The organism is Pseudothioclava arenosa (assembly GCF_002358085.1).
Classification (GTDB): domain Bacteria; phylum Pseudomonadota; class Alphaproteobacteria; order Rhodobacterales; family Rhodobacteraceae; genus Pseudothioclava; species Pseudothioclava arenosa.
In genome coordinates this window covers 148,612-175,581 of the sequence record NZ_NTJD01000007.1, presented here as the reverse complement: position 1 = coordinate 175,581, position 26,970 = coordinate 148,612, and the positions used below count along the sequence as shown (strand labels likewise).

The following is a 26,970-nucleotide window of genomic DNA, read 5'->3' as shown; positions in this document are numbered from 1 at the left end:
TCGCCTCTTCAACAGCAATCTCGTCGAACGGGTTCATCGACATTTTCACATTCGCAAGATCGACACCGCTTCCGTCCGCACGAACGCGAACCTTCACGTTGTAGTCAATCACGCGCTTAACAGGCACGATAACTTTCATCGCACATCCCCCAGGATCGAAAGGAAAGGCGCCGGGCCCGAGGGCCCGGCAAACCGGATCAGAACTGCCGCTTGATCAGCTCGCGCAGCTCGCCGACCACGCCGCGGCGGAAGGCCAGCACGCAGATCACGAAGATCACGCCTAGCACCACCGGCACCCAGGCCGCCAGCGGCCCCGAGGCCAGGTAGTTCTGCAAGGTGATGATGATGCCAGCTCCGACCGCAGGCCCCGCGATCGTGCCCAGCCCCCCCAGGAGCGTCATCAGGACGACCTCGCCGGACATGTGCCAATGCACATCCGTCAGCGACGCCAGCTGGAACACCACCGTCTTCGTGCCGCCCGCGAGCCCGGCCAGAGTAGCCGAGATCACGAAGGCCAGAAGCTTGTAGCGCTCGATGTCATAGCCCAGCGAACGGGCGCGGTCCTCGTTGTCGCGGATCGCGCTGAGCACCTGACCGAAGGGCGAATGCACGGTGCGGGCGATGATCAGGAAGCCGATCACGAAAATCGCCAGAACGAAGTAATACATCGACATGTCGTTCTGCAGGTCGATCATGCCCAGCGCGGTGCCGCGCGGCACGCCCTGCAACCCGTTCTCACCGCCGGTGAAGGGCGAGGAGACGAAGAGGAAATAGGCCATCTGCGCCATCGCGAGGGTGATCATCGCGAAGTAGATGCCGTGGCGGCGAATGGCGAGCATGCCGATCGCCAGCCCCATCAGCCCCGCCACCGCGGCGCCGAACAGGATGCCAAGCTCGGTCGGCAGGCCCCAGACCTTGAGCGCGTGGCCCGTGATATAGGAGGCGCCACCGAAGAACGCCGCATGACCGAAGCTGAGCAGACCGCCATAGCCAAGGATCAGGTTGAACGCCGAGGCAAAGAGCGCGAAGCACAAGAGCTTCATCAGGAACACGGGGTAGATCATCGTGGGCGCCAGCATCAGCAGCCCGAGCGCGATCAGATAACCGGAGTACTTTTTCATATCCTGTCTCCTTCAGGCGGCTTTGCCGAACAGCCCGGCCGGGCGAAGCACCAGCACGATGGCCATGACGAGGAAAATCACGGTCGAGGAGGCTTCAGGCCAGAACACCTTGGTCAGCCCCTCGATCACGCCCATCGCGAGACCGGTCACCACCGCGCCCACGATCGAGCCCATGCCGCCGATCACCACCACGGCGAAGACGACGATGATCAGGTTCGAGCCCATCAGCGGGTTCACCTGGGTAATCGGCGCGGCCAGCACACCGGCGAAGGCGGCCAGCGCCACGCCATAGCCATAGGCCAGCGTCGTCAGCAGCGGCACGTTCACCCCGAAGGCCTGCAGCAGGCGCGGGTTCTCGGTGCCGGCGCGCAGATAGGCGCCGATCTTGGTGCGCTCGAACAGGTACCAGGTCGCGGCGCAGACGATCAGCGAGGCCACGACGACCCAACCACGATACCACGGCAGGAACATGAAGCCGAGGTTGATGCCGCCCTGCAGCTGCGCGGGCGGAGAATAGGGAATGCCCGAGGCGCCGAAGAGCTTGACGAAGGTCCCTTCCAGCACCAGCGCCAGACCGAAGGTCAGCAGCAGGCCGTAGAGATGGTCGACACCGGCAAGTCGGCGCAGCAGCAGCCGCTCGATCACGATACCCACGATACCGACCAAGAGCGGCGCAAAGATCAATGCGCCCCAGTAGCCGATCCCGAAGAATTTCATCAGGCCCAGCGTCGCGAAAGCGCCCAGCATGTACAGCGCGCCATGCGCGAAGTTCACGATGTTGAGCAGGCCAAAAATGACGGCCAGACCGAGCGAAAGCACCGCGTAGAACGCGCCGTTGATCAGGCCCAGAAGCAGTTGGCCGAAAAGCACTTGCGGGGGAAAGCCCAGCAGATCCGTCAGCATTTGGAGATGTCCTTGTTGCTTGTCGGGGTCACCACCGGGCATAGGGGGCTATGCCCGGTGGCTTCCTCTCGCATTACTTGGTCGGGCAGGTGCTCTCGGAGAGCGGGCCGAAGGCCTCTTCCCCGGGAATCGTGCGCACGATTTTGAGGTAATCCCACGGCCCGGAGGATTCGGCCGGCGATTTCACCTCTGCGAGATACATGTCATGCACCATGCGCCCGTCGGTGCGCAGCACGCCGCCATGAGCGAACATGTCTTCGACCGGCATTTCGCGCATCTTCGCCAGAACGGTTTCGGTATCATCCGAACCGGTGGCCTCGATCGCCTTCAGGTAGTGGCGCACCGACGAATAGGTGCCGGCCTGAATGCCCGTCGGCATCTTGCCGGTCTTTTCGAAGAAACGCTGCGACCAGGCGCGGGTTTCGTCGTCCATGTCCCAGTAGAAGCTGACGGTCATCTGCAGACCCTGCGCGGTCTCAAGACCCAGCGCGTTCACGTCCGAGAGGAACACCAGCAGACCGGCGATCTTCTGGCCAGCTTCGATGATGCCGAATTCCTTGGCCGCCTTGATCGCGTTGATCGTGTCGCCGCCAGCGTTGGCCAGACCGATCACCTTCGCGCCCGAGGCCTGCGCCTGCAGCATGAAGGACGAGAAGTCGGACGCCGGGAACGGGTGCTTCGAAGCGCCCAGAACCTGGCCGCCCTCGGCTTCCACGACTTTCGAAACGTCGCCCTGCAGGGCTTCGCCGAAGGCGTAGTCAGCGGTCAGGAAGTACCAGCTGTCGCCGCCTTCCTTCACAACGGCCGAACCGGTGCCCACGGCGAGCGCGCGGGTGTTGTAGGTCCAGTGCAGGCCGGTCGGGATGCAGGCGTCATTGGTCAGCGGCGACGAGGCCGCGCCCGAAACCAGCGCGATCTTGTTCTGTTGCTTGGCGACTTCGAAAACCGCCATCGCGACCGAGGTGGTCACGAGTTCGGCGAAGGCGTCGACGCCCTCGGTATCGCCCCATTCGCGCGCCTTGTTGGCGGCGATGTCGGCCTTGTTCTGGTGATCGGCCGAGACCAGCTCGATCGGTGCGCCGGCAACCTGGCCGCCGAACTCTTCGATCGCCATTTCCGCGGCGGTGATGGTGCCCGGGCCGGCCACGTCCGAATAGGTCGCCGACATGTCGGTCAGCAGGCCGATCTTGACCACGCCGCCGCTGATTTCGGCAGCGGCGCCGGTGGCCATGACCGCCAGAGCCGAAGCGCTGGTGGCAAGGTGTTTGAACAGTTTCATGAGTTTCCTCCTCCTCAGGAATGGTCCCTGGCGCGTCAAACGCTCAGGTATTCGTCGAAAATGTGCTGTTTGGACTCGAGCTCGTCCTGCTCGATGCAGGCGACGATCTTGCCGTGGTCCATCACGAAGTGGCGGTCCGCCAGCGGCGCCGCGAACACGAAGTTCTGCTCGACCAGAACCACGGTGTAACCGCGGGTCTTGAGTTCGATCAGCACCTCGCCCAGCTTGTCGACGATGACCGGGGCGAGGCCCTCGGTGATCTCGTCAAGCAGCAGGATGTTGGCGCCGGTGCGCAGGATGCGGGCCATGGCGAGCATCTGCTGTTCGCCGCCCGACAGGCGCGTGCCCTGGCTCTTGCGGCGCTCGGCAAGGTTCGGGAACATCTCGTAGAGTTCCTCGACCGACATGCCACCCGCGGCCACGCGCGGCGGCAGCATCAGGTTTTCCTCGACCGATAGGCGCGAGAAGATGCCGCGCTCTTCGGGGCAATAACCGACACCCAGATGCGCGATCGAATGCGGCGTGGCGTGGATCACTTCCTCGCCCTTGAGCATGATCGAGCCGGTGCGGTGGCCGACCAGACCCATGATCGAGCGCAGCGTGGTGGTGCGCCCCGAGCCGTTGCGGCCCAGAAGCGTGACCAGCTCGCCTTGGTAGACGGTCAGGTCGATGCCGTGCAGCGCATGGCTCTCGCCATAGAAGGCGTGAAGATCCTGGATGCGCAGTTCCTCGATATGTTCGGAAACGTGCTGACCACCGATGTCGTGGTTCTCGATCAACGTGCTCATGCCGCTTTCCCCATATAGGCTTCTTTCACGCGCGGGTCGGCGGAGACCTCGGCATAGGTGCCCTCGGTCAGGAGCGCGCCGCGCTGCAGGACGGTGATCCGGTCGCAGAGCGTCGAGACCACGCCGAGGTTGTGTTCCACCATCAGGATGGTGCGGTTCGCCGAGACCTTGCGGATCAGCTGCGTGATCAGTTCCACGTCCTCGCGGCCCATGCCCTGCGTCGGCTCGTCGAGCAGCATCATCTCGGGCTCGAGCGCCAGCGTGGTGGCGATTTCCAGCGCACGTTTGCGGCCATAGGGCAGGTCCGCCACGATCGCCTCGGAGAAGCGTTCAAGGCCCACCATGCCCAGCAGTTCGTCGGCGCGGTCATTGAGCTTGTTCAGCGATTTCGCCGCGCGCCAGAAATGGAACGAGGTGCCCAGCTTGCGCTGCAGCGCCACGCGGACGTTTTCACGCGCCGTCATGTGCGGGAAAACAGCCGAGATCTGGAACGAACGCACCACGCCCATCCGCGAGATTTCCGCGGGCTTGGCGTTGGTGATGTCGCGCCCGTTGAACGCGATCGAGCCGCGCGTCGGGATCAGGAACTTGGTCAGCAGGTTGAACACCGTCGTCTTGCCGGCGCCATTGGGCCCGATCAGCGCGTGGATCGTGTGCCGACGCACGTTCAGATCGACCTCGCTCACAGCGGTGAAGCCCTTGAATTCCTTGGTAAGCCCCCGGGTCTGGAGGATGAAGTCATCGGTCTGGGTCATGGGTCTCTCGTTGGAAAAGGGGGGGACAGCCGAAGCCGCCCCCCAGTCCGGGGGAGGTCACTTGGTCTCGTTCAGCGCCCGCGCCTGATCGCGCAGGAGGAACTTCTGGATCTTGCCGGTAGAGGTTTTCGGCAGAGGCCCGTAGACAACCGTTTTCGGCGTCTTGAAATGCGCCATGTTCTGGCGGCAGAAGGCGATCAGCTCGGCTTCTTCCAGCTCCTGGCCGGGCTTGAGCTCGACGAAGGCGCAAGGCGTTTCGCCCCATTTCGGATCGGGGCGCGCGACCACGGCCGCCTCCATCACCGCCGGGTGCTTGTAGAGCACATCCTCAACCTCGACCGACGAGATGTTCTCGCCACCCGAGATGATGATGTCCTTCGAGCGGTCCTTGAGCTCGACGTAACCATCGGGATGCATCACGCCGAGGTCGCCCGAGGCGAACCAGCCGCCGTTGAACGATTCATCCGTGGCGGTCGGGTTCTTGAGATAGCCCTTCATCACGTTGTTGCCGCGCATGAAGATCTCGCCCAGCGTCTCGCCATCCGACGGCACCGGCATCAGCGTCTCGGGATCGGCCACCATCAGCCCGGCCAGCGCCAGGTTGCGCACGCCCTGACGCGCCTTGAGACGGGCACGCTCTTCGGCGGTACGGGCGTTCCAGGCACCTTTCCAGGCGCAGACCACCGAGGGGCCATAGGTTTCGGTCAGCCCGTAGACATGGGTGACCTCGACGCCCATCGCTTCCATCTTCTCGATCACGGCGGCCGGCGGCGAGGCGCCCGCGGTCATGACCTTGACCTGATGGCTGAAGTCCTTCAGCTCGTCGGGCGCGTTGGCCAGCATGTTCAGAACGATCGGCGCACCGCAGAAATGGGTGACCTTCTCGTTGCGGATCGCTTCGTAGATCGGCTCGGCGCGCACCGCCCGCAGGCAGACGCAGACGCCGGCATTCGCGGCGATCGTCCAGGGGAAGCACCAGCCGTTGCAATGGAACATCGGCAGCGTCCAGAGATAGCGCGAGTGATGCGCCATGCCCCAGGTCATGATGTTCGACATCGCGTTCAGCGCGGCGCCGCGGTGGTGATAGACCACGCCCTTCGGGTTACCCGTGGTGCCCGAGGTGTAGTTCAGGCTGATCGCGTCCCACTCGCTTTCCGGCGGGACATAGCGGAACTCCGGATCGCCCTCGGCCAGCAGCTCGTCATAGGTGACGCTGCCGATGCGGTGGCCGCCATCATAGCTGGCGTCCTCGATGTCGATCACGAGCATGTCGCGGCGGCCCGAGATCTTGATCGCGCGCTCGACCACATCCGAGAATTCCGGATCGACCAGAACCGCCTTGGCCTCGGCATGGCTGAGGATGAAGGCGATGGCCTCGGCGTCGAGGCGGGTGTTCACGGTGTTCAGCACGGCGCCGATCATCGGCACGGCGAAATGCGCCTCGAACATCTCGGGGATGTTGGCGGCGATCACCGAGACGGTGTCGTCCTTGCCGAGGCCGCGGCCCGCCAGGGCGCTGGCGATGCGGCACATGCGTTCGTAGGTTTCACCCCAGGTCCGGCGCAGGTCGCCATAGACGACGGCGGTGAGTTCCGGATAGATCGCCGCGGTGCGCTCGGCGAAAGACAGCGGCGTGAGCGCGGCATAGTTTGCCGCAGTGACCTCAAGGCCACTTTCATAAATACTGTGCTTGGTCTGCATAAGTCCCCCCTTCGACCCGAGTTCCTCCGATTCGAGCCGAGGATGAGACTACGCATGGGGTTATTGCCCAATTTTCCGCCAATTGTACCGAATTGTGACGGGCACCGGTTTCCGCTTGGGAATGCCGCAGCGCTGACGCATGTTCTAGGCAATCCGAGTGAACGGGATGAGTAAGCGGAATGGATCAGCCGATGCGTGGCAAATCATCGGAACACCGGCACTCCGACCTTGTATTGCAGGGCCTCGGGCAGCTGGAGCAGGGCATCACCATCTTTGATGCCGATCTGCGGCTGATCGCCTGGAACGACCAGTTCCTCAAGATGTACGACTATCCCGCCGAGCTTGCTTTTGTCGGCGCGGATTTCGCCAGCTTCATCCGTTACAATGCGCAGCGCGGCGAATACGGCCCCGGCAATCACGAGGAACACGTCGCCCGCCGGGTTGAAACCGCGCGCCTGTTTCAACCCCATTCGATCGAGCGCGCCCGCCCCAACGGGCAGATCCTGCGCGTGACCGGCAACCCCCTGCCCGCAGGCGGTTTCGTGACCACCTACACCGACGTGACCGAGCGGCGCCTGCAGGAAGAACGCCTGCAACAGCTGGTGGCCGAGCGCACCAGCGCGCTGCAACTCTCCGAGGCGCGGCTCAAGCTGATCGCCGACGAGGTGCCCGCCGGCATCGCCCATGTCGATCGCAACATGCGCATCCTCTATGCCAACCGCCGCTTTGCCGCGGCCTATGGCAAGACGCCCGAAGAGATCATCGGCTTCCCCGCCTCCGACGTGCTGCACCCGCGCACCTTGCAGGAATCGGCGCGGTTTTTCGAACAGGCGCGCCGCGGCGCGCTGGTGGATTTCGAGATGCGCGTAGAGTTGCCCGGCGGCCGGTTCAAAGATGTGCGCACCTTGCTCCGCCCCGAAACGCCTTCGTCGGGCGAGGTCATCGCCTTCTATCTCCTGTCGATCGACGTGACCCGCCGCAAGGCGACGATGTCGGCCCTGATGGGCGCGCAGAAAATGGATGCGCTCGGCCGCATGGCAAGCGGCATCTCTCATGATTTCAATAACTTGCTGACGATCATCCTGGGCAATCTCGGGCCACTTGCCGATGAGCTGGGCGATAGCGAACTGACCCGTGAATACGTCTCGCCGGCGATCTCGGCGGCGCGGCGGGGTTCGGCGCTGACGCGGCGACTGCTGACACTGGCGCGGCGCGAACAATACGACCCGGAGCCCACCGAGATCGACACGGCGGTGGCCGAGATCTGCACGCTTCTTCGCTCGTCGATCCCGCGCGAGTTGCATATCGAACAGCGCAACCGCTCCGACGCGCCGAAGGCCGTGGTCGACCGGGCGCAGCTGGAGATGGCCCTCCTGAACCTGGCGATGAACGCGCGCGACGCGACCGAGGGCCGGGGCCGGATCGTGATCGAGACCAGCGCCTACGACCTGCCCGCGCAAGAGGCCGAACTGCTGCATCTGCCGGTGGGCGAATATGTGCGGATCCGCTTTTCCGACGACGGCTGCGGCATGTCGCCCGAACAGACCGAGCGGGTCTTCGAACCGTTCTATACCTCGAAGGCGGCGGGCTCGGGTTCGGGCCTCGGGCTGTCGATGGTCTATGGTTTCGTCAAGCAGTCGAATGGCGCGATCTCGGTCGAGTCGACGCTGGGCGAAGGCAGCCATTTCACCATCCTCCTGCCCAGTGCCGCCCTGCATCGCAGCGACAGCCCCGCCGCGCCCGAACTGGCCACCGCCGGCGCGCAATCCGAGCTGATCGAAAGCGTCGCAGCGACCGATGACGAGCAGGCGCTGATCCTGCTGGTCGAAGATGACCGCGAGGTGCGCCGCACGATCCGCCGCAAGATCGGCGCGATCGGGCATCCGCTGGTCGAGGCCGACACCGCCGACGAGGCGCTCGACCTGCTGGCGCGGATCGAGGCGGTCGGCGTGGTGCTGACCGATGTCGACATGCCCGGTCGAATGAACGGGATCGACCTTGCCTGCCATCTGCGCAGCGCCCGACCCGACCTGCGCGTGGTACTGATGAGCGGCCAGGCCGCGCTGCTTGAGGGCGAGCAGGCGGCCTGCGCCGACGTGCCGATGCTGCGCAAACCGTTTTCCACCGCCGAATTGTCGGCAGCGCTCGCCGCGGCGCGCGCACCCAAGACCAAGACCGCGGGCGACCCGCTCGCCGGAGATATCTGATCATGAGCATTCTCGTATATCTGCTTGAGGACGATCTCGACATCACCCGCCTCATCGAACGCAGCCTGGCGCAGCAGGGTTTCGCCGTGCGCTCGTTCCGTCGGCTCAGCGAATTCGAGCGCGCCCTGCGCTCGAAGCTGCCCGACCTCTGCCTGATCGACCTGTCCCTGCCCGATGGCGACGGGCTGAGCCTGCTGAATTCCGGGCTGCTGCCGCGCACGGTGCCGCGGGTGGTGGTGACCGGGCGCGGCTCGGTCACCGATCGCGTGGTCGGGCTTGAGATCGGCGCCGACGATTACATCGTCAAACCCTTCGAGACCCGCGAGATGGTCGCACGCCTGCGCGCGGTATTGCGCCGCTGCCGCATGACCCGCGAAGAAGAGAATAGCACGCCGAAAGCCATCGCGCGTTTCGGCGAGTGGACGGCGAATATCACCGCCTGCACATTGGCGCATGCCGAGGGCGAAACCGTCAGCCTGTCGTCGTCGGAGAACGCCCTGCTCGAGGCCTTCCTCCGCGCACCGGGCCGGGTTCTGACGCGCTCGAACCTGCTCGATGCGACCACCGGGCGCGGCAATGAACCCTTCGATCGCTCGATGGATGCGCGGATCTGCCGGCTGCGGCGCAAGCTGGGCGACAACCCGCGCTCGCCCGACATCATCCGCACCGTCTATGGCGCGGGGTACATCTTTGCCAAGGATGTTTCCTGGCTGGAATAGCGGCCACAAAACCCGCTCTTGATTTTTATATACGATCGGTCAAATAATAACTCATGACCGATTCCGCCCCCGTTCCTCGCAAGCGCGGCCGTCCGCGCAAATCCGCCGCCGAGCAAGAGGAGGCTCAGGAGCGCCTGCTGCGGGCGGGCGTGGCGGTGCTGACCGAAAAGGGTTTCTCGGCGGTCGGGATCGAGGAAATCCTGTCCGCAGCCTCGGTGCCCAAGGGCTCGTTCTACGCGTTTTTCGACAGCAAGGAGGCCTTCGGTCACGCGCTGATTGACGCCTACAACGCCTATTTCGCGCGCAAGCTGGACCGCTGGTTTCTGGACGACAGCCGCGCGCCGCTCGACCGCATCACCGCCTTCGTCGAGGACGCCAAGGCTGGCATGGCGCGCCACGATTTCCGGCGCGGCTGCCTTGTCGGCAATCTCGGACAGGAGATGGGCACGCTACCCGAATCCTTCCGCGCCCATCTGCGCGCGGTCTTCGACGATTGGCAGGCCCGCACTGCGCGCTGCCTGCGCGCCGCCCAGGCCACCGGCCAGATCGGGACCGAGGCCGATTGCGACGAACTGGCTGCCGTCTTCTGGATCGGCTGGGAGGGCGCGGTGCTGCGCGCCAAGCTCGAATGCCGCCCCGATCCGCTTGAAACATTCGCGCGTGGCTTCTTCGCGATGCTGCGCTGACAAATCGCCCCGGAGGGGGGCCGCAAAAGGGAGGAAACCATGTTCCGTGGCCTGCTGCTGAACAAGACCGAGGACGGGCGCACCGACGCCCGCATCACCGAGATCGACGAGGCCGACCTGCCCGAGGGCGATGTGACCGTGCGTGTCGCGTGGTCGACGCTGAACTACAAGGACGCGCTGGCAATCACCGGCAAGGGGCCGGTGGTGCGACGCTGGCCGATGGTGCCGGGCATCGACTTCGCGGGCGTCGTCGAGACCTCAAGCCACCCCGATTACGCGCCCGGCGACAAGGTCGTGCTGAACGGCTGGGGCGTGGGCGAAGGGCATTGGGGCGGGCTGGCCGAAAAGGCCCGCGTCAAGGGCGACTGGCTGGTGCCGCTGCAGGCCCCCTTCAGCCCGCGCGACGCGATGGCAATCGGCACGGCGGGCTACACCGCGATGCTCTGTGTGCTGGCGCTTGAACGTCACGGGCTGACCCCCGATCAGGGTGATGTGCTGGTCACCGGTGCGGCGGGCGGCGTCGGCAGCGTCACGGTCGCGCTCTTGGCGAAACGCGGCTTTCGCGTGGTGGCCATGTCGGGCCGCGCCGAAGAGACCGATTATCTGAAAGGCCTTGGCGCCGCCGAGGTCATCACCCGCGAGGGCTATGACCAGCCCGGCCGCCCTCTGGCCAAGGAACGCTGGGCCGGCGCGGTCGACGTAGTCGGCGGCCATGTGCTCGCCAATGTCTGCGCGGCGATGAAATACCGCGGCGCGGTCGCGGCCTGCGGTCTGGCGGGCGGCATGGACCTGCCCGCCACCGTCGCCCCCTTCATCCTGCGCGGCGTCGCGCTTTTGGGCGTGGACAGCGTGATGTGCCCCCGCCCCGAGCGGCTGGAGGCCTGGAAACGCCTGGCCAGCGATCTGCCCGCCGAGACGCTGGCCGCACTGACCCGCGAAATCGCGCTGGAGGACACGATTTCCGCCGCGCCGAAATTCCTGTCCGGCGAAATCCGCGGTCGCGTGATCGTGCCGATCGCCCCCGACCTGACCTGAGGAGACCCCAAATGACCCATCCGATCAGCCGCTTCGCGGTGCCGAAGCTTGCCGACATGCCCGAGGACATCCGCACCCGCATTGAGGCGGTGCAGGAAAAATCCGGCTTTATTCCGAATATCTTCCTCGGCCTCGCCCATCGCCCCGACGAGTTCCGCGCCTTCTTCGCCTATCACGACGCACTGATGGAAAAGCCGGGCAACCTGACCAAGGCCGAGCGCGAGATGATCGTGGTCGCGACCTCGAACGCGAACCAGTGCCAGTATTGCGTCGTCGCGCATGGCGCCATTCTGCGGGTGCGCGCGAAAAACCCGCTGATCGCCGATCAGGTCGCGGTGAACTATCGCAAGGCCGATCTGACGCCCCGGCAAAAAGCGATGCTGGATTTCGCGATGAAGGTCTCGGGCCCGGCCTATGAGGTCGGCGAGGCCGATTTTGAGACCCTCGCCGCGCATGGGTTCGACGCCGACGACATCTGGGATATCGCCGGCATCGCGGCCTTCTTCGGCCTGTCGAACCGGATGGCCAATGTCGCCAGCCTGCGCCCGAACGACGAGTTCTTCGCGCTCGCCCGCTAGGTTTCCCCCTTGCCCCGGCGGCCACCCCGCCGGGGCGGGATCAGCCCGCGCAACCGGGCGCCACCGGCCGCGCGCCCAGCAATTCGTAAAGCCCGCAATTGCCCTCGACCAGATCGTGCAGCGTGATCTGATCCAGTTCGTGGTAAAACGCCTCGATCGCGCGGGCGAGATAGCTACGCAACCGGCAAGCCGAGACCAGCGGGCAGGTGTTGGTTTCGGGGTTGAAGCACTCAGCCAGCGGGATATCGGCCTCGAATTCTCGCACAACACTGCCGATCGAGATCGCCTCGACAGGCCGCGCAAGCCGCAGTCCGCCCGCGCGCCCGCGCACCGTCGCCAGCACGCCACTGGCCTGCAACCGCTGCACCACATGCGCCGCGTGATGAACCGAGCAGTTGCAGCTCTCGGCAATCTCGGCGGTCTTGATCAGCGTATCGCGTTGCACCGCGCAGCTCATCAGCACGCGCAAGGCCAGGTTGGTTCGTGTCGTCACGCGCATCTCCCACCCTTTCGTGAGCCGATTTGTTGTATTAAAAATACATAAATTAGTTGATCAAGATCAAGACGGCGATTAGAGCCAGGCTATATTTCGCATTTGATATGTGGAAAATCGGATCATGGCCAGAGCCAGCACCCCGCAGGGCCACCTGACAGCCCCTTCCCGGACCGGCGCGCTTCTGTCGCTGACGGCGGCGTTGGTCTGGCCGGCGCAGGCAGCGCTGATCGCGGCGGTCTTTGCCGGGCTGCTGAGCGGCGCGCCCACGATCTCGCCCTTGATCGCGGCGGCAGGGTTCTTTACGCTGGCCGCCCTGCGCGCGGGGCTTGAGGCCGCCGCCCAACGCAAGTTGGCACGTGCTGCCGAAGCGGTGATCGCCACCGCGCGCCACCAGATCGTGCAAACGGAATCCCACGCGGCGTCTTCGTCGTCGCTGGGCAATGCGGGCGCTCTGGCCGCGCTTGCCACCGACAAGCTAGAGGCCCTGCGCCCCTATCTGCTGCGCTACCGTCCGGCGCGGTTGCGCTCGATGGTGATGCCGCTCGTCATCCTTGCGATTGCGCTCTGGTATGGCTGGGCGGTGGCGGTGGTCTTGCTGCTGGCCGGGCCGCTGATCCCGCTGTTCATGGCGCTGGTGGGCTGGGCCGCGAAAGAGGCCAGCGCCCGCCAGATGGTCGAGATCGGCCAGCTCTCGGACCTGCTGATCGACCGCCTCGCGGCGCTGTCCGACCTGCGCCTGATCGGCGCCGGGCCCGCCGCGATCGAAGGGTTTCACGCCGCCTCGGAAAGCCTGCGCCACCGCACCATGGCGGTGTTGCGCATCGCCTTCCTGTCCTCGACCGTGCTGGAACTGTTCTCGGCACTCGGCGTGGCGATGGTCGCGGTCTGGGTCGGCTTCGCGCTGCTCGGCGAGGTCGGCTGGGGCACTTGGGGCACGCCACTCTCGCCCTTTGGCGGGATGTTCCTCTTGCTGCTCGCGCCGGAGTTCTTTCAGCCGTTGCGCGATCTGGCGGCGGCCTGGCATGACAAGGCGGGCGCCGAGGCGGTGCTGGCGGAACTGGCCGATTACGAGGCCGAAGACCGCCCCGGCCTGCCCGGCCATGACCTTCCTGCCACCGGCCAGCCCCCGGCCGGGCCGATCGCCTGGCGGGGGCTTGTGGCGCGGCGCGGCGGGGTTCTGATCCGCTACCCGGACGCGGTGATCGCCCCCGGCGCGCGCATCGCGATCACCGGCCCGAGCGGCGCGGGCAAGACGACGTTGCTGCGCCTTTTGGCCGGGCTGGACCTGCCCGCCGAAGGCACACTGCACGTCGGGGCGACCGCGCTGAGCGAAGCCCACCTGCCCGACTGGCGCGCGGGGCTCGGCTGGATGCCGCAGGCGCCGCATTTCCTTGATCGCTCGCTGCGCCAGAACATCGGCTTTGGCCGCCCGCTGCCCGAAACCGTGCTGGATCAGGCACAGCTTGGCCCGGTGATCGCGGCCCTGCCCAAGGGGCTGAACACGGTTCTGGGCGAGCGCGGCGCGGGGCTTTCGGGCGGCGAGGCGCGGCGGGTGACGCTGGCGCGGGCGCTGGCGGCGGGCCAGCGCGTGTTGCTGGCCGACGAGCCCACCGCCGACCTTGACCCCGACACCGCCGCGGCGGTCACTGCGGGACTTCTGGACTTCGCCGCGGCGGGCGGCACGCTGATCCTCGCCACGCATGATCCGGCGCTGATCGCGCGGGTGGATCAGGTGATCGCGCTCGGCCCCGAGGAGGCCACGCCATGAAACCGCTCTTGCGCATCATCCGCCTGTTGATCCGCGCTGACCGCCGCGCAATCGCGATCGGGCTGTTGCTGTCGATCGTGGTGCTGGCGATGGGCGCGGCGCTGCTGGGCCTCTCGGGCTGGTTCATCACCGCCTCGGCGGCGGCGGGCATGGCGGGGCTTGGCACGCTGTTCAACTTTTTCGCGCCGTCCGCGATGGTGCGCTTTCTGGCGCTGGGGCGCACCGCCGCGCGCTACGGCGAGCGCCTGACCACCCATGACGCGGTGCTGCGCGCGCTGGGGGCGCTGCGGCTGCGGCTGTTGCGCGGGCTCCTCGCGCAGCCCTATCGCGCGACCGAGCGGCTGCGCGCGGCTTCGGTGCTGAACCGGGTGACGGCGGATGTCGATGCGCTTGATGGCGCGCTGTTGCGGCTGGTGCTGCCGGGGCTTGCCGGGGCGGCGGTGATCGTGCTGGCGGCAGCGCTGGTCGGCTGGCTCGTGCATCCGCTGGTCGGGGCGTGGGTTGGCGCGGGCTACCTGCTGGGGCCGAACCTCGTGTTTCTGGCCGGGCAGCACCGCGCGCGGCGCCCCTCGCGCGAGGCCGAGGCCGCGCTGCAGGCCACCCGCAACCGGCTGGTCGAGATGATCACCGCGCGCGAAGACCTCACCGTTTATGGCCAGATCCCGGCGGCGCGCAGCCGCACCCTTGAAGCTGGCGCCCGGCATGGTGCGGCCCGAACCCGGCTCGACAGGATCGAGCGGCGCACCGGCTTTGCGCTCGATCTGATCGGAGGCGGGGTGACGGCGGGCGCTCTGGGCCTGGGCGCCCGGTTGGCCGAAGCCGGACAGATCACCCCCGCTGCCGCCGCAATTAGCGTTTTCGTGGCGCTTGCGCTGGCCGAGGCCATCGCACCGATCCGCCGCGCCCTGACCGAGATCGGCCGCATGGCGCAGGCCGCGCGCCGGGTCGAACCCGCGCTGGCCCTGCCCGCCGCCGCCCGCTCGACGACGCAGCTGGAACCGCGCCCGGCGCTCCATCTTGAGGCACTTGGTTACGCGCCGCGCCCCGGTGCACCTTCGCTCTTTGCCCCGCTCAGCGCCACCATTGCGCCGGGCAAAACCGTGGCCCTGACCGGCGCGAGCGGCCTTGGCAAAAGCACGGTTCTTCTGATGGCCGCCGGTGCTCTGACGCCTTCGAGCGGGCGCGTGACGTTGGGCGGCACCGATGTCGCGACGCTCGCCCCAGAGACGTTGCACCACACGCTGGTCATGGTGCCGCAGCGCCATGCGCTGATCGCCGGAACCATCGCCGAAAACCTGCGCCTTGCCGCGCCCGAGGCCAGCGAGACCGAGCTGTGGCAGGCGCTGGAAGCGACCTGCCTTGCCGATACGATCCGGGCGCGCGGCGGGTTGGAGGCCCGGCTGGGCCCGCGCGGCGCGGGGCTTTCGGGCGGGCAAGCACGGCGCCTCGCGCTGGCGCGCGCGCTCCTCCGTCGCCCTGCCGTGCTGCTCTTGGATGAACCGACAGAAGGGCTCGACGCGGACACCGCCGCGCGCGTTCTCGCGGGAATGCGCGCCGCCCTGCCCGAGGCGGCGATCCTGATTGCCGCCCATCGCAAGGTCGAGCGCGATGTGGCCACGCGCATGCTGCAGCTGCGGCATTCCCCCGCATAGCGGGATGCGGAAATAATATGTATCCATAATGCTTCTTTTTGATGCAGATCAAATCTGCATCCGGGATACACGTTATAACTCCTCTAAATTCGCATCTGAAACGCGAGTTATGATTCATCAGGAGACTACTCATGGAGATCGGATTGGTCGAGCTGTCGCGCCTTCAGTTCGCGATGACAGCCATGTATCACTTCCTCTTCGTGCCGCTCACGCTGGGTCTGTCGATCCTCGTGGCGATCATGGAGACGGTCTATGTGATGACGAACCGCCCCATCTGGCGGCAGATCACGAAATTCTGGGCCACGCTGTTCGGCATCAACTTCGTGCTGGGCGTGGCGACGGGCATCACGATGGAATTCCAGTTCGGCATGAACTGGAGCTATTACAGCCATTATGTCGGCGACATCTTTGGCGCGCCCCTGGCGATCGAGGGCCTGATGGCCTTCTTCCTCGAGGCGACCTTTGTCGGACTGATGTTCTTTGGCTGGGACAAGCTCAGCCGGGTGCAGCACGCGGTGGTGACCTGGCTGGTCGCGATCGGCTCGAACTTCTCGGCGCTCTGGATCCTGATCGCCAATGGCTGGATGCAGAACCCGGTCGGCGCGGTCTTCAACCCCGACACGATGCGGATGGAGATGACCTCGTTCTTCGACGTGATGTTCAACGAGGTGGCACAGGCGAAATTCGTCCATACCGTCTCGGCGGGCTATGTCACGGCCTCGGTCTTCGTGCTGGGCGTCTCGGCGCTCTACCTGCTGAAGGACCGCCACAAGGAGCTGGCACGGCGCTCGATCGCGGTGGCCTCGGCCTTCGGCCTGGCGGCGGCGCTCTCGGTCGTGGTGCTGGGTGACGAGTCTGGCTATTCGGCGAGCCACACGCAAAAGATGAAGCTCGCCGCGATCGAGGCGATGTGGGAAACCCACCCCGCCCCCGCGCCCTTCACCGCCGTCGGCTTCCCCGATCAGGAGGCCCGCGAGACCCATTACGCCGTGGAAATCCCCTGGGTGATGGGGCTGATCGGCACGCGCTCGCTCGACACGGAAATCCCCGGCATCAACGATCTGGTGAAGGTCTCGGAGGAAAAGATCCGCGATGGGCTGATTGCCTATGACGCGCTGATGCAGATCCGCGAGACCCGGGGCGCGACCCCGCAAGCGGTGCGCGACACCTTCGAGGCGCATTCCGAGAACCTCGGCTATGCGCTCTTGCTCAAGCGTTATGTCGACGACCCGCGCGAGGCGACCGAGGCGCAGATCCTGCAGGCCGCCGATGACACCGTGCCGGGCGTGGCGCCGCTGTTCTGGGCGTTCCGGCTGATGGTGGCCCTTGGCTTCAGCTTCATCGCGGTGATGGGCTATTTCTTCTGGCGCGCCTCGTTCCGTCAGATGAACTTCCCGCGTTGGGCGCTGTATCTGGGCGTGGCGATCATCCCGACGCCCTGGCTTGCGGCAGAACTGGGCTGGTTCGTGGCCGAGTTCGGGCGCCAGCCCTGGACGGTGGACGGCGTCTTGCCGACAGCGCTTTCGGCCTCGTCGCTCTCGGTCGCGGATCTGCTGATTACGCTCGGCGGCTTCGTCACCTTCTACTCGGTTCTCTTCGTGATCGAGATGGGGCTGATGGTGAAATACATCCGCAAGGGCCCGTTCCAGGACGTGGCCGAAACCGAGGCCTGGCAGGCAGCCCATGAGGCCCGTCTGCGCGGCCAAACCAACGCAATTCCGGCGGAGTAAGTGACATGGTTCTGTATGAATTGATCGACCTCGACGTCTTGCGCGTGATCTGGTGGGTGCTGTTGGGGGTGCTGTTGATCGGCTTTGCCCTGACCGACGGCTTCGACATGGGGGTGGGCGCGCTCCTGCCCTTCGTCGGCAAGACCGATGTCGAACGTCGCGTGGTGATCAACACCGTCGGCCCGGTCTGGGAAGGCAACCAGGTGTGGTTTATCCTGGGCGGTGGCGCGATCTTCGCCGCCTGGCCGCCGCTTTACGCGGTGAGCTTCTCGGGCTTCTACCTCGCGATGTTCACCGTGCTCGCCGCCTTCATCCTGCGCCCGGTGGCGTTCAAATACCGCTCCAAGCGGCAGGGCCTTGTCTGGCGGCGCAGCTGGGACTGGGCGCTGTTCATCTCGGGCGCGGTGCCGGCGCTGCTGTTCGGCGTGGCGGTGGGCAACGTGCTTCTGGGCGTGCCCTTCCACCTGACCGACGACCTGCTGTCGATCTACGAAGGCAATGTGCTGACCAAGTTCCTCGGGCTGCTGCGTCCCTTCGCGCTGCTGGCTGGGGTGGTGTCGCTCTCGATGCTGCTGATGCATGGCGCGGCCTGGCTGAGCCTCAAGGCCGAGGGTGTGGTGGCTGAGCGCGCACGTCGCATCGGCACCGTCGCGGGGCTGGTGGCGCTGGCGGGCTATGCGCTGGCCGGGCTCTGGCTCGCGTTCGGGGTGCAGGGCTTCTCGCTCGGCGAAGTGGTTCCGAACGGTCCCTCGAACCCGCTTTATTCCGAGGTCACCCGCAGCGGCAGCTGGCTTGCGGCCTATGCCGCGCGGCCCTGGATCGCGGTGGCACCGGTGATGGGCTTTGTCGGCACGGCGATGGCGATCCTCGGGCTGCGGGCGGGGCGTGAAGTCTCGACGCTGCTCTGGTCGAAGCTGGGCATCACCGGCATCATCGCCTCGGTCGGGCTGACCATGTTCCCGTTCATCCTGCCCTCGAACAGCGATCCGAACAGCTCGCTGACGGTCTGGGATGCCTCGAGCTCACACCAGACGCTGTTCGTCATGCTGGTGGTCACGGTGATCTTCATGCCGCTGATCCTTGCCTACACCGCCTGGGTCTACAAGGTGCTCTGGGGCAAGGTCACCGAAGCGGACGTCACCGAAAACACCGACACGGTCTACTGAAGGAGAAAACGGATGTGGTATTTCGCCTGGGTTCTCGGCCTTCCGCTCGCGGCGCTGTTTGCCGTGCTGAACGCCATGTGGCTTGAGCTGCGCACCGACGCCTGCCTCTCGGATCAGGGCAATTGCCCGATGGGAGAGCATAAACACTGACGGGCAGTCCCTTGCCTTGTCCAGTCGGGCCCGGATCTCTGCGCGGATCCGGGCCCGGCGCCTTTTTGCCCCCCCGCCCGGGCGGAATTTTCGCCAAAGTGATGCGCGCTTGCGCCAAGCACGCGAGTTTGATCCCGCACCTGCGGCACAACCTTGACGTAGCGCCCCACAGGCAACATGAACGGAGTTCCATGGCCCGGATCGACGAGGACCGCCCGATGAAATTCCGCTTCCCCATTGTCATCATCGACGAAGATTTCCGCTCCGAGAACACCTCGGGGCTCGGCATCCGGGCGCTGGCGCAGGCGATCGAGGCCGAAGGCTTCGAAGTGCTGGGCGTGACCAGCTATGGCGACCTGTCGCAATTCGCCCAGCAGCAAAGCCGCGCCTCCGCCTTCGTGCTCTCGATCGACGACGAGGAATTCAGCGCCGGCCCCGAGCTGGACCCGGCGGTCAGGAACCTGCGCACCTTCATCGAGGAAGTGCGCTGGAAAAACGCCGAGGTGCCGATCTTCCTGCATGGCGAGACCAAGACTTCGCGCCACCTGCCCAACGACATCCTGCGCGAGCTGCACGGCTTCATCCACATGTTCGAGGACACGCCGGAATTCGTCGCCAAGCACATCCTGCGCGAGGCCAAGGCCTATATCGAAGGCATCCAGCCGCCCTTCTTCAAGGCGCTTCTGGATTACGCTGAGGACGGGTCCTATTCGTGGCACTGCCCGGGGCATTCGGGCGGTGTCGCCTTCCTGAAAAGCCCGATCGGGCAGATGTATCACCAGTTCTACGGCGAAAACATGCTGCGCGCCGATGTCTGCAACGCGGTCGAGGAACTGGGCCAGCTGCTGGACCACAACGGCGCGATCGGCGCGTCGGAACGCAATGCCGCGCGGATCTTCAACGCCGATCACTGCTTTTTCGTGACCAACGGCACCTCGACCTCGAACAAGATGGTCTGGCATCACACGGTCGCGCCGGGCGATGTGGTGGTCGTCGACCGCAACTGCCACAAGTCGATCCTGCATTCGATCATCATGACCGGCGCGATCCCGGTGTTCCTGCGCCCCACGCGCAACCATTGGGGCATCATCGGGCCGATCCAGCGATCGGAATTCGAGCCCGAGGCGATCCGCGCCAAGATCCGCGCGAACCCGCTCCTGAAGGATTACGACGCCGACACGGTGCAGCCCCGGATCATGACGCTCACGCAATCGACCTATGACGGCGTGCTCTACAACACCGAGGTGATCAAGCGCATGCTCGATGGCTGGGTCGAGAACCTGCATTTCGACGAGGCCTGGCTGCCCCATGCCGCCTTCCACCCGTTCTACGGCCAGTTCCACGCAATGGGCCGCAAGCGCGGGCGCACCGCCAAGTCGATCACCTACGCCACGCAATCGGTGCACAAGCTGCTGGCCGGGATCTCGCAGGCAAGCCACGTCCTGGTGCAGGACAGCCAGGAGGTGCGGCTCGACCGCCACCTCTTCAACGAGAGCTACCTGATGCACACCTCGACCAGCCCGCAATATTCGATCATCGCGAGCTGCGATGTGGCGGCGGCGATGATGGAGCCTCCGGGCGGCACCGCGCTGGTCGAGGAAAGCATCGTCGAGGCGCTCGATTTCCGCCGCGCGATGCGCAAGGTCGAAGAGGAATACGGGCAAGACGACTGGTGGTTCCAGGTCTGGGGTCCGGCCGATTTCGACCATACCGAGGACGGCATGGGCGAGGCCAGCGACTGGGTGCTGCAAAAGACCAATGCCGAGGGCGTCGAGACCGGCGGCGGCGAAAGCTGGCACGGCTTTGGCGACATGGCGCCGGGCTTCAACATGCTCGACCCGATCAAGGCCACGATCATCACCCCCGGCCTCGACATCGAGGGCCGTTTCGACGCGACCGGCATCCCCGCCTCGATCGTCTCGAAATACCTCGCCGAGCACGGGGTCGTGGTGGAAAAGACCGGGCTCTACAGCTTCTTCATCATGTTCACGATCGGCATCACCAAGGGCCGCTGGAACACGCTTCTGGCGGCGCTGCAGCAGTTCAAGGACGATTACGACAAGAACCAGCCGCTGTGGCGCGTGATGCCCGAGTTCTCGGCCAAGCACCCGCGCTATGAGCGCATGGGCCTGAAGGACCTGAGCCAGCACGTCCATACGCTTTACGCGAAATACGACGTGGCGCGGCTCTCGACCGAGATCTACCTGTCGGATCACCTCCCGGCGATGACGCCCTCCGAGGCCTTCTCGCATATCGCGCGACGCAAGACCGAGCGCGTCTCGATCGACGATCTGGAAGGGCGCGTGACCACGAGCCTCGTGACCCCCTATCCGCCGGGCATTCCGCTCCTGATCCCGGGCGAGGTGTTCAACGCGAAGATCGTCGATTACCTGCGCTTCAACCGCGAGTTCGCCCGCGAATGCCCCGGCTTCGAAACCGACATCCACGGGCTGGTGCAAGAGGCCGGGCCCGACGGGCAGATCATGCATTTCGCGGATTGCGTGGCGCTCTGAGCCTGCGGGCGCGGGGTGCAACGCCCCCCCCCCCCGCGCCCGGCACCGCTTGACTTGCGCGCGCAAGGCTGCGCAATGGCGCGGTTCCTCCCTAGCCGAAAGCCCCTCGCGTGTCCTCGAATCCCTATGAAGCCGCCGGTTTCTACGATCAGGCGATTGCCGCGGGCCGGCACCGCGACATCGTCGGCGGGCGCTGGGACGAGACCGGGCGGGTGCAGATGGAGATCCTGCGCGAGGCAGGTCTGCGCCCCGAGCATCACCTGCTCGATATCGGCGCGGGGTCGCTGCGGCTCGGTTGCAAGGCGGTGCCCTATCTGGAGCCCGGCCATTACTGGGCGACGGATGCGGCGCGCGCGCTGTTGCTGGCGGGGCACCGCAACGAGCTGTCCGAGCCCGCACGGCTCGATCCGGCGCATCTGATCGAGGACGCGCGCTTCGCGTTTCCGGGCGTGCCCGACACGATCACCCATGCCATCGCCTTCGCGGTGTTTCCGCATCTGCCGATGGCCTATCTGCGCCGCGCCCTGACCAACCTGCACCGTTTCACGCGTCTGGAGCAGTTTCTGTTCACAGTTTTCCTTGCCCCCGACGCCGAGGCCGCCGCGCGCGCCTACCGCCAGCCCGACGGCGTCGTCACCCATGACATCCGCCCGCCCTATCACCTCTTGCCCGAGGATGTGCTGCATCTGGCGCGCACCACCGGCTGGACGGTGACGCGCCAAGACAAAATGTTGCCGCGCGGGCAGGTCCTGTTCGTGGCAAAGCCGGGCTTGCAGTAAGCGCCGACGCGGGTTAGCCTCCACAACTGAACAAGTGTTCAATTGTATCTGCGGGGAGGCAGGGACGATGTTGAACCCAGAGGCAAGCTATGCGCTGACGCGCGACCGCTTCGCGTGGGACATTCCCGAGCATTACAATATCGGCGTCGATATCTGCGACCGGCCCGCGGCGGAAAATGGCGCGGCAATCGCGATCATTGATGTGTCGGAGGACGGCTCGGTCGCGGAATACAGCTTCGAAGAGTTGCGCCAGCGCTCGAACCGGCTGGCCAATGCGCTCTCGCGGATCTCGGCGCCGGGCGATCGGATCGGCGTGCTCCTGCCGCAATCGGTGGAAACTGCGCTGTCGCATATCGCGATCACCAAGGCGGGGCGGATCGCGCTGCCGCTGTTCACGCTGTTCGGCCCCGAGGCGCTGTTGCACCGGCTGCGCGATTCCGGCGCCTCGGTTGTGGTGACCAACCCCGATGGCCTGCGCAAGCTGGCCGAGATCCGCGACGCCCTGCCCGATCTGCGCCAGATCATCTGCCTAGGCGGCCCCGAAGGCGCGCTGGATTTCGAGGCGATCTGCGCCGCCGAAAGCCCCGAGTTCACCGCCGTCAACAGCCGCGCCGAAGACCCCGCCGTGCTGATCTACACCTCGGGCACGACCGGCAACCCCAAGGGCGCGCTGCATGCGCATCGGGTTCTGCTGGGCCACCTGCCCGGCGTCGAGATGAGCCACGATTTCTTTCCCCAACCCGGCGACCGGATCTGGACGCCCGCCGACTGGGCCTGGATCGGCGGGCTTCTGGATGTGCTGATGCCCGCGCTGCATCATGGCGTCACCGTCGTCGCCTGCCGGTTTCGCAAGTTCACCGCCGAGGCGGCGTTCGAGCTGATGCGCAGCCACGGTATCCGCAACGCCTTCCTGCCGCCCACCGCACTCAAGATGATGCGGCTCTGGCCCGAGGCCGAAGCGCAAAACCTGCAAATGCGCTCGGTCGCGAGCGGCGGCGAGACGCTTGGCAAGGAGCTGATCGACTGGGGTCAGCGCGTCTTTGGCGTGACCATCAACGAGTTCTACGGCCAGACCGAATGCAACATGATCGTCTCGTCCTGCGGCGTGCTGGAACCGACCGAGCCGGGGGTGATGGGCTTTGCCGTGCCCGGCCATGACGTGCAGGTTCTGGACGAGGAGACCGGCGCGGTGATGCCGCCCGGCGAAGAGGGCAGCATCGCGGTGCGCGCGCCCGACCCGGTGATGTTTCTCGAATACTGGAACCGCCCCGATGCGACCGCAGAAAAATTCCTGACCGTGGGCGAGACGCGCTGGCTCCTGACCGGCGACAAGGGGCTGCGCACCGCCTCGGGGCGAATCGCCTTTGTCGGGCGCGAGGATGACGTGATCAGCTCGGCGGGCTATCGCATCGGCCCCGCCGAGATCGAAGATTGCCTGCTCAGCCACCCCGCCGTGCAGATGGCAGGCGTCGTCGGCAAGCCCGACCCGCTGCGCGGCGCGGTGGTCGCAGCCTATATCAAGCTCGCCGAAGGGGTCGCCGAAAGCCCGGCGCTGGCCGAGGAAATCGCGCTGCACGTCAAAGACCGCCTCGCCGCCTATGAATTCCCGCGCGTGGTGCGGTTCATTCCCGAAATGCCGATGACCACCACCGGCAAGATCATCCGCGCCGAGCTGCGCAAGCTGGCAGAACAGGAGGCCGCCAATGAGCAAAACTGAATGCGTCCAGATCGAGGTCACCGGCGGCGTGGCGCTGGTCACACTGAACCGTCCCGAGCGGCGCAATGCCATTGACCCCGAGATGACGCTGGCGCTGCGCGAAGCCTTCGACCGGATCGAGGCCGACCCCGCGATCCGGGTCTCGGTGCTCCGCGGCGCGGGGCCGGTGTTCTGCGCCGGGATGGACCTCAAAAGCTTTCTCGCCGGCAATGCCGAGGCGATCCTCTATGGCCCACACGGCTTTGCGGGCTTCGTCGCACGCGCGCGCCGCAAGCCGGTGATCGCAGCGGTGACCGGCGCAGCCTTGGCCGGGGGCTTCGAGGTCATGCTGGCCTGCGACATGGTCGTGGCGGGCGAAAGCGCGATCTTCGGCCTGCCCGAGGCCAAGCTGGGGCTGGTCGCGGGCGGCGGCGGCGCGATCCGGCTGGCCCGGCGCATCCCGCGCGTGCTGGCGAACGAACTGTTGCTGAGCGCGAAAACCTACAGCGCCGCCGAGATACGCGACTGGGGGCTGCTGAACCGCGTGGTTCCCGACGCCGAGGTGCTGGCCGCCGCGCAGTATCTGGCGCGCGCGGTGGCAGCCAATGCGCCCCTGAGCATCGAGGCAAGCCTTGCCCTGTCGGATCGCGCCTTTGCCGAGGAAGAAACCGCGCTCTGGCAGGCCAATGACGCCGCGCTGCAACGGCTTTCCGACAGCGCCGACGTCACCGAAGGGATCGGCGCCTTTTTCGAAAAGCGCCCGCCGAAATGGAAAGGGCGCTAGGGCCGCAAAGCCCCGGCGCCCCGGTTTTCGAACCTCAGCACGGCCTCAGCCGCACTTCGAATGGCCGCAATCGGCGCAGGTCATGCAGCCTTCGACCTTGCGCATCGCGTAGGAACCGCAGCTCGGGCAGGCCTGGCCGCGCGGGCGCTCGTCGCCCACGGCCATCTCCATCGCCTCGGCCTTCGGGTCGGACTTGAGCCCCATCCCCTCGCCCTTCAGGAAGCCGGTCGAGACCATGTGCCGCTCGATCACGCCGCCGATCGCCGCGAGGATCGAGGGAATGTATTGCCCCTGCATCCAGGCGCCGCCGCGCGGGTCGAACACGGCCTTCAGCTCTTCGACGACAAAGCTCACGTCGCCACCGCGCCGGAACACCGCCGAGATCATCCGCGTCAACGCGACCGTCCAGGCGAAATGCTCCATGTTCTTGGAGTTGATGAACACCTCGAAGGGCCGACGATGGCCGCCCTGCACGATGTCGTTGACGGTGATGTAGATCGCGTGCTCCGAGCCCGGCCACTTGATCTTGTAGGTCGACCCTTCCAGCGAGGCGGGCCGATCGAGCGGCTCGGTCAGATAGACGACATCGGCACCCTGATCGGCCTCGGGCGCCTTTTCCGATTTCTCGGAGACCGACAGAACCGAGCCGGTCACGTCATTCGGGCGATAGGTCGTGCAGCCTTTGCAGCCGGTCTCGAAGGCCTCCATGTAGACATCCTTGAAGGCGTCGAAGGAGATATCTTCGGGGCAGTTGATGGTTTTCGAGATCGACGAGTCGATCCATTTCTGCGCTGCCGCCTGCATCCGCACATGGTCCAGAGGCGCCAGCGTCTGCGCATTCACGAAGTAGTCGGGCAGCGCCTTGTCGCCGAACTTGTCGCGCCACATCTGCACCGCGTAATCGACCACTTCCTCTTCGGTGCGCGAGCCGTCTTTTTGCAGCACCTTGCGCTTGTAGGCATAGGCAAAAACCGGCTCGATCCCCGACGACACGTTGCCCGCGTAGAGGCTGATCGTGCCGGTCGGCGCGATCGAGGTCAGCAGCGCATTGCGGATGCCATGGGTCGCGATCGCGTCGCGCACATCCGCGTCCATCTGCATCATATTGCCCGAGGCGAGGTATTTCTTGGCGTCAAACAGCGGGAAGGCGCCCTTCTCCTTGGCCAGATCGACCGAGGCGAGGTAAGACGCCCGCGCGATCAGCTTCATCCAGGCCTCGGTCTGCGCCGCCGCCTCTTCCGAGCCATAGCGCAGCCCCAGCATCAAAAGCGCATCCGCCAGACCCGTCACACCAAGGCCAATGCGGCGCTTGTTGCGCGCCTCCTCGGCCTGCTGCGGCAGCGGGAAGCGCGAGGCGTCAACCACGTTATCCATCATCCGCACCGCAAGACGCACCAGCTCGTCAAGCGCCTTCGGGTCCATTTCGGCCGTGGTCTCGAACGGGTTGGTCACCAGCCGCGCCAGGTTGATCGACCCCAGAAGACAGGCGCCATAGGGCGGCAGCGGCTGCTCGCCGCACGGGTTCGTCGCCGCAATCGTCTCGCAATAGGCGAGGTTGTTCATCTGGTTGATCCGGTCGATGAAGATCACCCCCGGCTCGGCGAAATCATAGGTCGCGCGCATGATCTTGTTCCACAGATCGCGCGCGTTCAGCGTTTGATAAACGCGACCCTCGAACTTGAGGTCCCACGGCCCGTCGGCCTTCACCGCCTCCATGAACGGGTCCGTCACCAACACCGAGAGGTTGAACATGCGCAGACGCGCGCTGTCCTGCTTGGCGGTGATGAACTGCTCGATATCGGGGTGATCGCAACGCATCGTCGCCATCATCGCGCCGCGCCGCGAGCCCGCCGACATGATCGTGCGGCACATCGCATCCCAGACATCCATGAAGGACAAGGGCCCCGAAGCATCCGCCGCCACCCCGTGCACCGCCGCGCCGCGCGGCCGGATCGTCGAGAAATCATAGCCGATGCCGCCACCCTGCTGCATCGTCAGCGCGGCCTCCTTCAGCATGTCGAAGATCCCCGACATCGAATCCGGAATCGTGCCCATGACAAAGCAGTTGAACAGCGTCACCGCCCGGCCCGTGCCCGCGCCCGCCGCGATCCGCCCCGCCGGCAGAAACTTGAAATCCTCGAGCGCGTGATAAAACCGCTCTTCCCAGACCGCCGGCTCCGCCTCGACTTCCGAGAGCGAGCGCGCGATCCGCCGCCAGCTATCCTCGACCGTCTTGTCGACAGGCGCGCCGTCAGCCTCTTTCAGGCGATATTTCATGTCCCAGATCTGCTCGGCGATTGGGGCGGCAAAACGGCTCATCGGTCGTCCTTCTTGAAGCTCAAAAAGTTGAAAGGGGCAGGCTCCGCCACGGACAGAGGCACAGGCGAAGGGTGTTCACGATACGCAGCCGATCCGCTCCGGTCAACATTGCCCCGACCGTCATCCGCATTATATTGGGGAGGGA

General features: G+C 65.8%; 22 protein-coding genes and 1 pseudogene. 14 read left to right on the top strand and 9 right to left on the bottom strand.

The features are described 5' to 3' along the window. The 7 genes and pseudogenes from CLN94_RS10625 to CLN94_RS10595 form a co-directional block, all read right to left on the bottom strand. Positions 1–139 (bottom strand): annotated as a pseudogene (locus CLN94_RS10625) (electron transfer flavoprotein subunit beta/FixA family protein); the annotation flags it as partial. Positions 140–197: 58 nt separating this feature from the next. Then, positions 198–1,121: a branched-chain amino acid ABC transporter permease gene (locus CLN94_RS10620; RefSeq protein WP_096433916.1), complete on the bottom strand. Its 924-nt coding sequence runs from the start codon at positions 1,119–1,121 to the stop codon at positions 198–200. A 12-nt stretch (positions 1,122–1,133) separates the two neighbouring features. Further along, the gene (locus CLN94_RS10615; protein ID WP_096433915.1) at positions 1,134–2,024 is read right to left on the bottom strand and encodes a branched-chain amino acid ABC transporter permease; all 891 of its coding nucleotides are present in this window, start codon (positions 2,022–2,024) and stop codon (positions 1,134–1,136) included. A gap of 73 nt (positions 2,025–2,097) precedes the next feature. Beyond that, positions 2,098–3,303, bottom strand: coding sequence for an ABC transporter substrate-binding protein (locus tag CLN94_RS10610; protein ID WP_096433914.1), 1,206 nt, complete (start codon positions 3,301–3,303; stop codon positions 2,098–2,100). 35 nt (positions 3,304–3,338) lie between these two features. Further along, positions 3,339–4,037, bottom strand: coding sequence for an ABC transporter ATP-binding protein (locus CLN94_RS10605; protein WP_425439458.1), 699 nt, complete (start codon positions 4,035–4,037; stop codon positions 3,339–3,341). 50 nt (positions 4,038–4,087) lie between these two features. Beyond that, positions 4,088–4,846: an ABC transporter ATP-binding protein gene (locus CLN94_RS10600; protein ID WP_096433912.1), complete on the bottom strand. Its 759-nt coding sequence runs from the start codon at positions 4,844–4,846 to the stop codon at positions 4,088–4,090. 57 nt (positions 4,847–4,903) lie between these two features. Continuing rightward, positions 4,904–6,547 carry an acyl-CoA synthetase gene (locus CLN94_RS10595; protein ID WP_096433911.1) on the bottom strand — a complete coding sequence of 548 codons (1,644 nt, stop codon included), beginning with the start codon at positions 6,545–6,547 and terminating at the stop codon, positions 4,904–4,906. A 179-nt stretch (positions 6,548–6,726) separates the two neighbouring features. Between CLN94_RS10595 and CLN94_RS10590 the strand changes: the two genes are divergently transcribed. From CLN94_RS10590 to CLN94_RS10570, 5 genes are read left to right on the top strand one after another with little or no spacing between them, the layout of a single operon-like run. Further along, entirely contained in the window at positions 6,727–8,754 is a 2,028-nt protein-coding gene (locus CLN94_RS10590) for a hybrid sensor histidine kinase/response regulator (RefSeq protein WP_096433910.1), read from the top strand. Positions 8,755–8,756: 2 nt separating this feature from the next. Then, entirely contained in the window at positions 8,757–9,473 is a 717-nt protein-coding gene (locus CLN94_RS10585) for a winged helix-turn-helix domain-containing protein (protein WP_096433909.1), read from the top strand. Between the two features lie 53 nt (positions 9,474–9,526). Next, on the top strand, positions 9,527–10,159 hold the full coding sequence (gene acuR / locus CLN94_RS10580; protein WP_096433908.1) for an acrylate utilization transcriptional regulator AcuR: 633 nt from the start codon (positions 9,527–9,529) through the stop codon (positions 10,157–10,159). Positions 10,160–10,198: 39 nt separating this feature from the next. Then, the gene (gene acuI, locus CLN94_RS10575; protein ID WP_096433907.1) at positions 10,199–11,194 is read left to right on the top strand and encodes an acrylyl-CoA reductase (NADPH); all 996 of its coding nucleotides are present in this window, start codon (positions 10,199–10,201) and stop codon (positions 11,192–11,194) included. Between the two features lie 11 nt (positions 11,195–11,205). Then, positions 11,206–11,772 carry a peroxidase-related enzyme gene (locus CLN94_RS10570; protein ID WP_096433906.1) on the top strand — a complete coding sequence of 189 codons (567 nt, stop codon included), beginning with the start codon at positions 11,206–11,208 and terminating at the stop codon, positions 11,770–11,772. A 40-nt stretch (positions 11,773–11,812) separates the two neighbouring features. Here CLN94_RS10570 and CLN94_RS10565 read toward each other — a convergent pair whose 3' ends face one another. Further along, the gene (locus tag CLN94_RS10565; protein ID WP_096433905.1) at positions 11,813–12,271 is read right to left on the bottom strand and encodes an RrF2 family transcriptional regulator; all 459 of its coding nucleotides are present in this window, start codon (positions 12,269–12,271) and stop codon (positions 11,813–11,815) included. Positions 12,272–12,389: 118 nt separating this feature from the next. Between CLN94_RS10565 and cydD the strand changes: the two genes are divergently transcribed. From cydD to CLN94_RS10520, 9 genes are all read left to right on the top strand, one after another. Next, positions 12,390–14,036, top strand: a complete 1,647-nt coding sequence (cydD, locus tag CLN94_RS10560; protein WP_096433904.1) for a thiol reductant ABC exporter subunit CydD — start codon at positions 12,390–12,392, stop codon at positions 14,034–14,036. Further along, positions 14,033–15,688, top strand: coding sequence for a thiol reductant ABC exporter subunit CydC (gene cydC, locus CLN94_RS10555; protein ID WP_096433903.1), 1,656 nt, complete (start codon positions 14,033–14,035; stop codon positions 15,686–15,688). The genes cydD and cydC overlap by 4 nt, the downstream gene beginning before the upstream one ends. 131 nt (positions 15,689–15,819) lie before the next feature. Beyond that, entirely contained in the window at positions 15,820–17,418 is a 1,599-nt protein-coding gene (locus CLN94_RS10550; protein ID WP_096433902.1) for a cytochrome ubiquinol oxidase subunit I, read from the top strand. Positions 17,419–17,423: 5 nt separating this feature from the next. Beyond that, a complete protein-coding gene (cydB, locus tag CLN94_RS10545) occupies positions 17,424–18,584 on the top strand; it encodes a cytochrome d ubiquinol oxidase subunit II (protein WP_096433901.1) in 1,161 nt (386 codons plus the stop codon). Positions 18,585–18,596: 12 nt separating this feature from the next. After that, positions 18,597–18,734 carry a cytochrome bd-I oxidase subunit CydX gene (cydX, locus tag CLN94_RS10540; protein ID WP_096433900.1) on the top strand — a complete coding sequence of 46 codons (138 nt, stop codon included), beginning with the start codon at positions 18,597–18,599 and terminating at the stop codon, positions 18,732–18,734. 218 nt (positions 18,735–18,952) lie between these two features. Next, positions 18,953–21,247: an arginine/lysine/ornithine decarboxylase gene (locus tag CLN94_RS10535; RefSeq protein WP_096433931.1), complete on the top strand. Its 2,295-nt coding sequence runs from the start codon at positions 18,953–18,955 to the stop codon at positions 21,245–21,247. A 110-nt stretch (positions 21,248–21,357) separates the two neighbouring features. Beyond that, on the top strand, positions 21,358–22,026 hold the full coding sequence (locus CLN94_RS10530) for a class I SAM-dependent methyltransferase (RefSeq protein WP_096433899.1): 669 nt from the start codon (positions 21,358–21,360) through the stop codon (positions 22,024–22,026). 67 nt (positions 22,027–22,093) lie between these two features. Then, complete coding sequence (locus CLN94_RS10525) at positions 22,094–23,743, top strand: AMP-binding protein (protein ID WP_096433898.1); 1,650 nt, start codon at positions 22,094–22,096, stop codon at positions 23,741–23,743. Next, complete coding sequence (locus CLN94_RS10520; protein ID WP_096433897.1) at positions 23,730–24,506, top strand: enoyl-CoA hydratase-related protein; 777 nt, start codon at positions 23,730–23,732, stop codon at positions 24,504–24,506. Before CLN94_RS10525 ends, CLN94_RS10520 begins: the two co-directional genes overlap by 14 nt. Positions 24,507–24,551: 45 nt before the next feature. Here CLN94_RS10520 and CLN94_RS10515 read toward each other — a convergent pair whose 3' ends face one another. Next, positions 24,552–26,825 carry an adenosylcobalamin-dependent ribonucleoside-diphosphate reductase gene (locus CLN94_RS10515; protein ID WP_096433896.1) on the bottom strand — a complete coding sequence of 758 codons (2,274 nt, stop codon included), beginning with the start codon at positions 26,823–26,825 and terminating at the stop codon, positions 24,552–24,554. Positions 26,826–26,970: the final 145 nt, after the last annotated feature.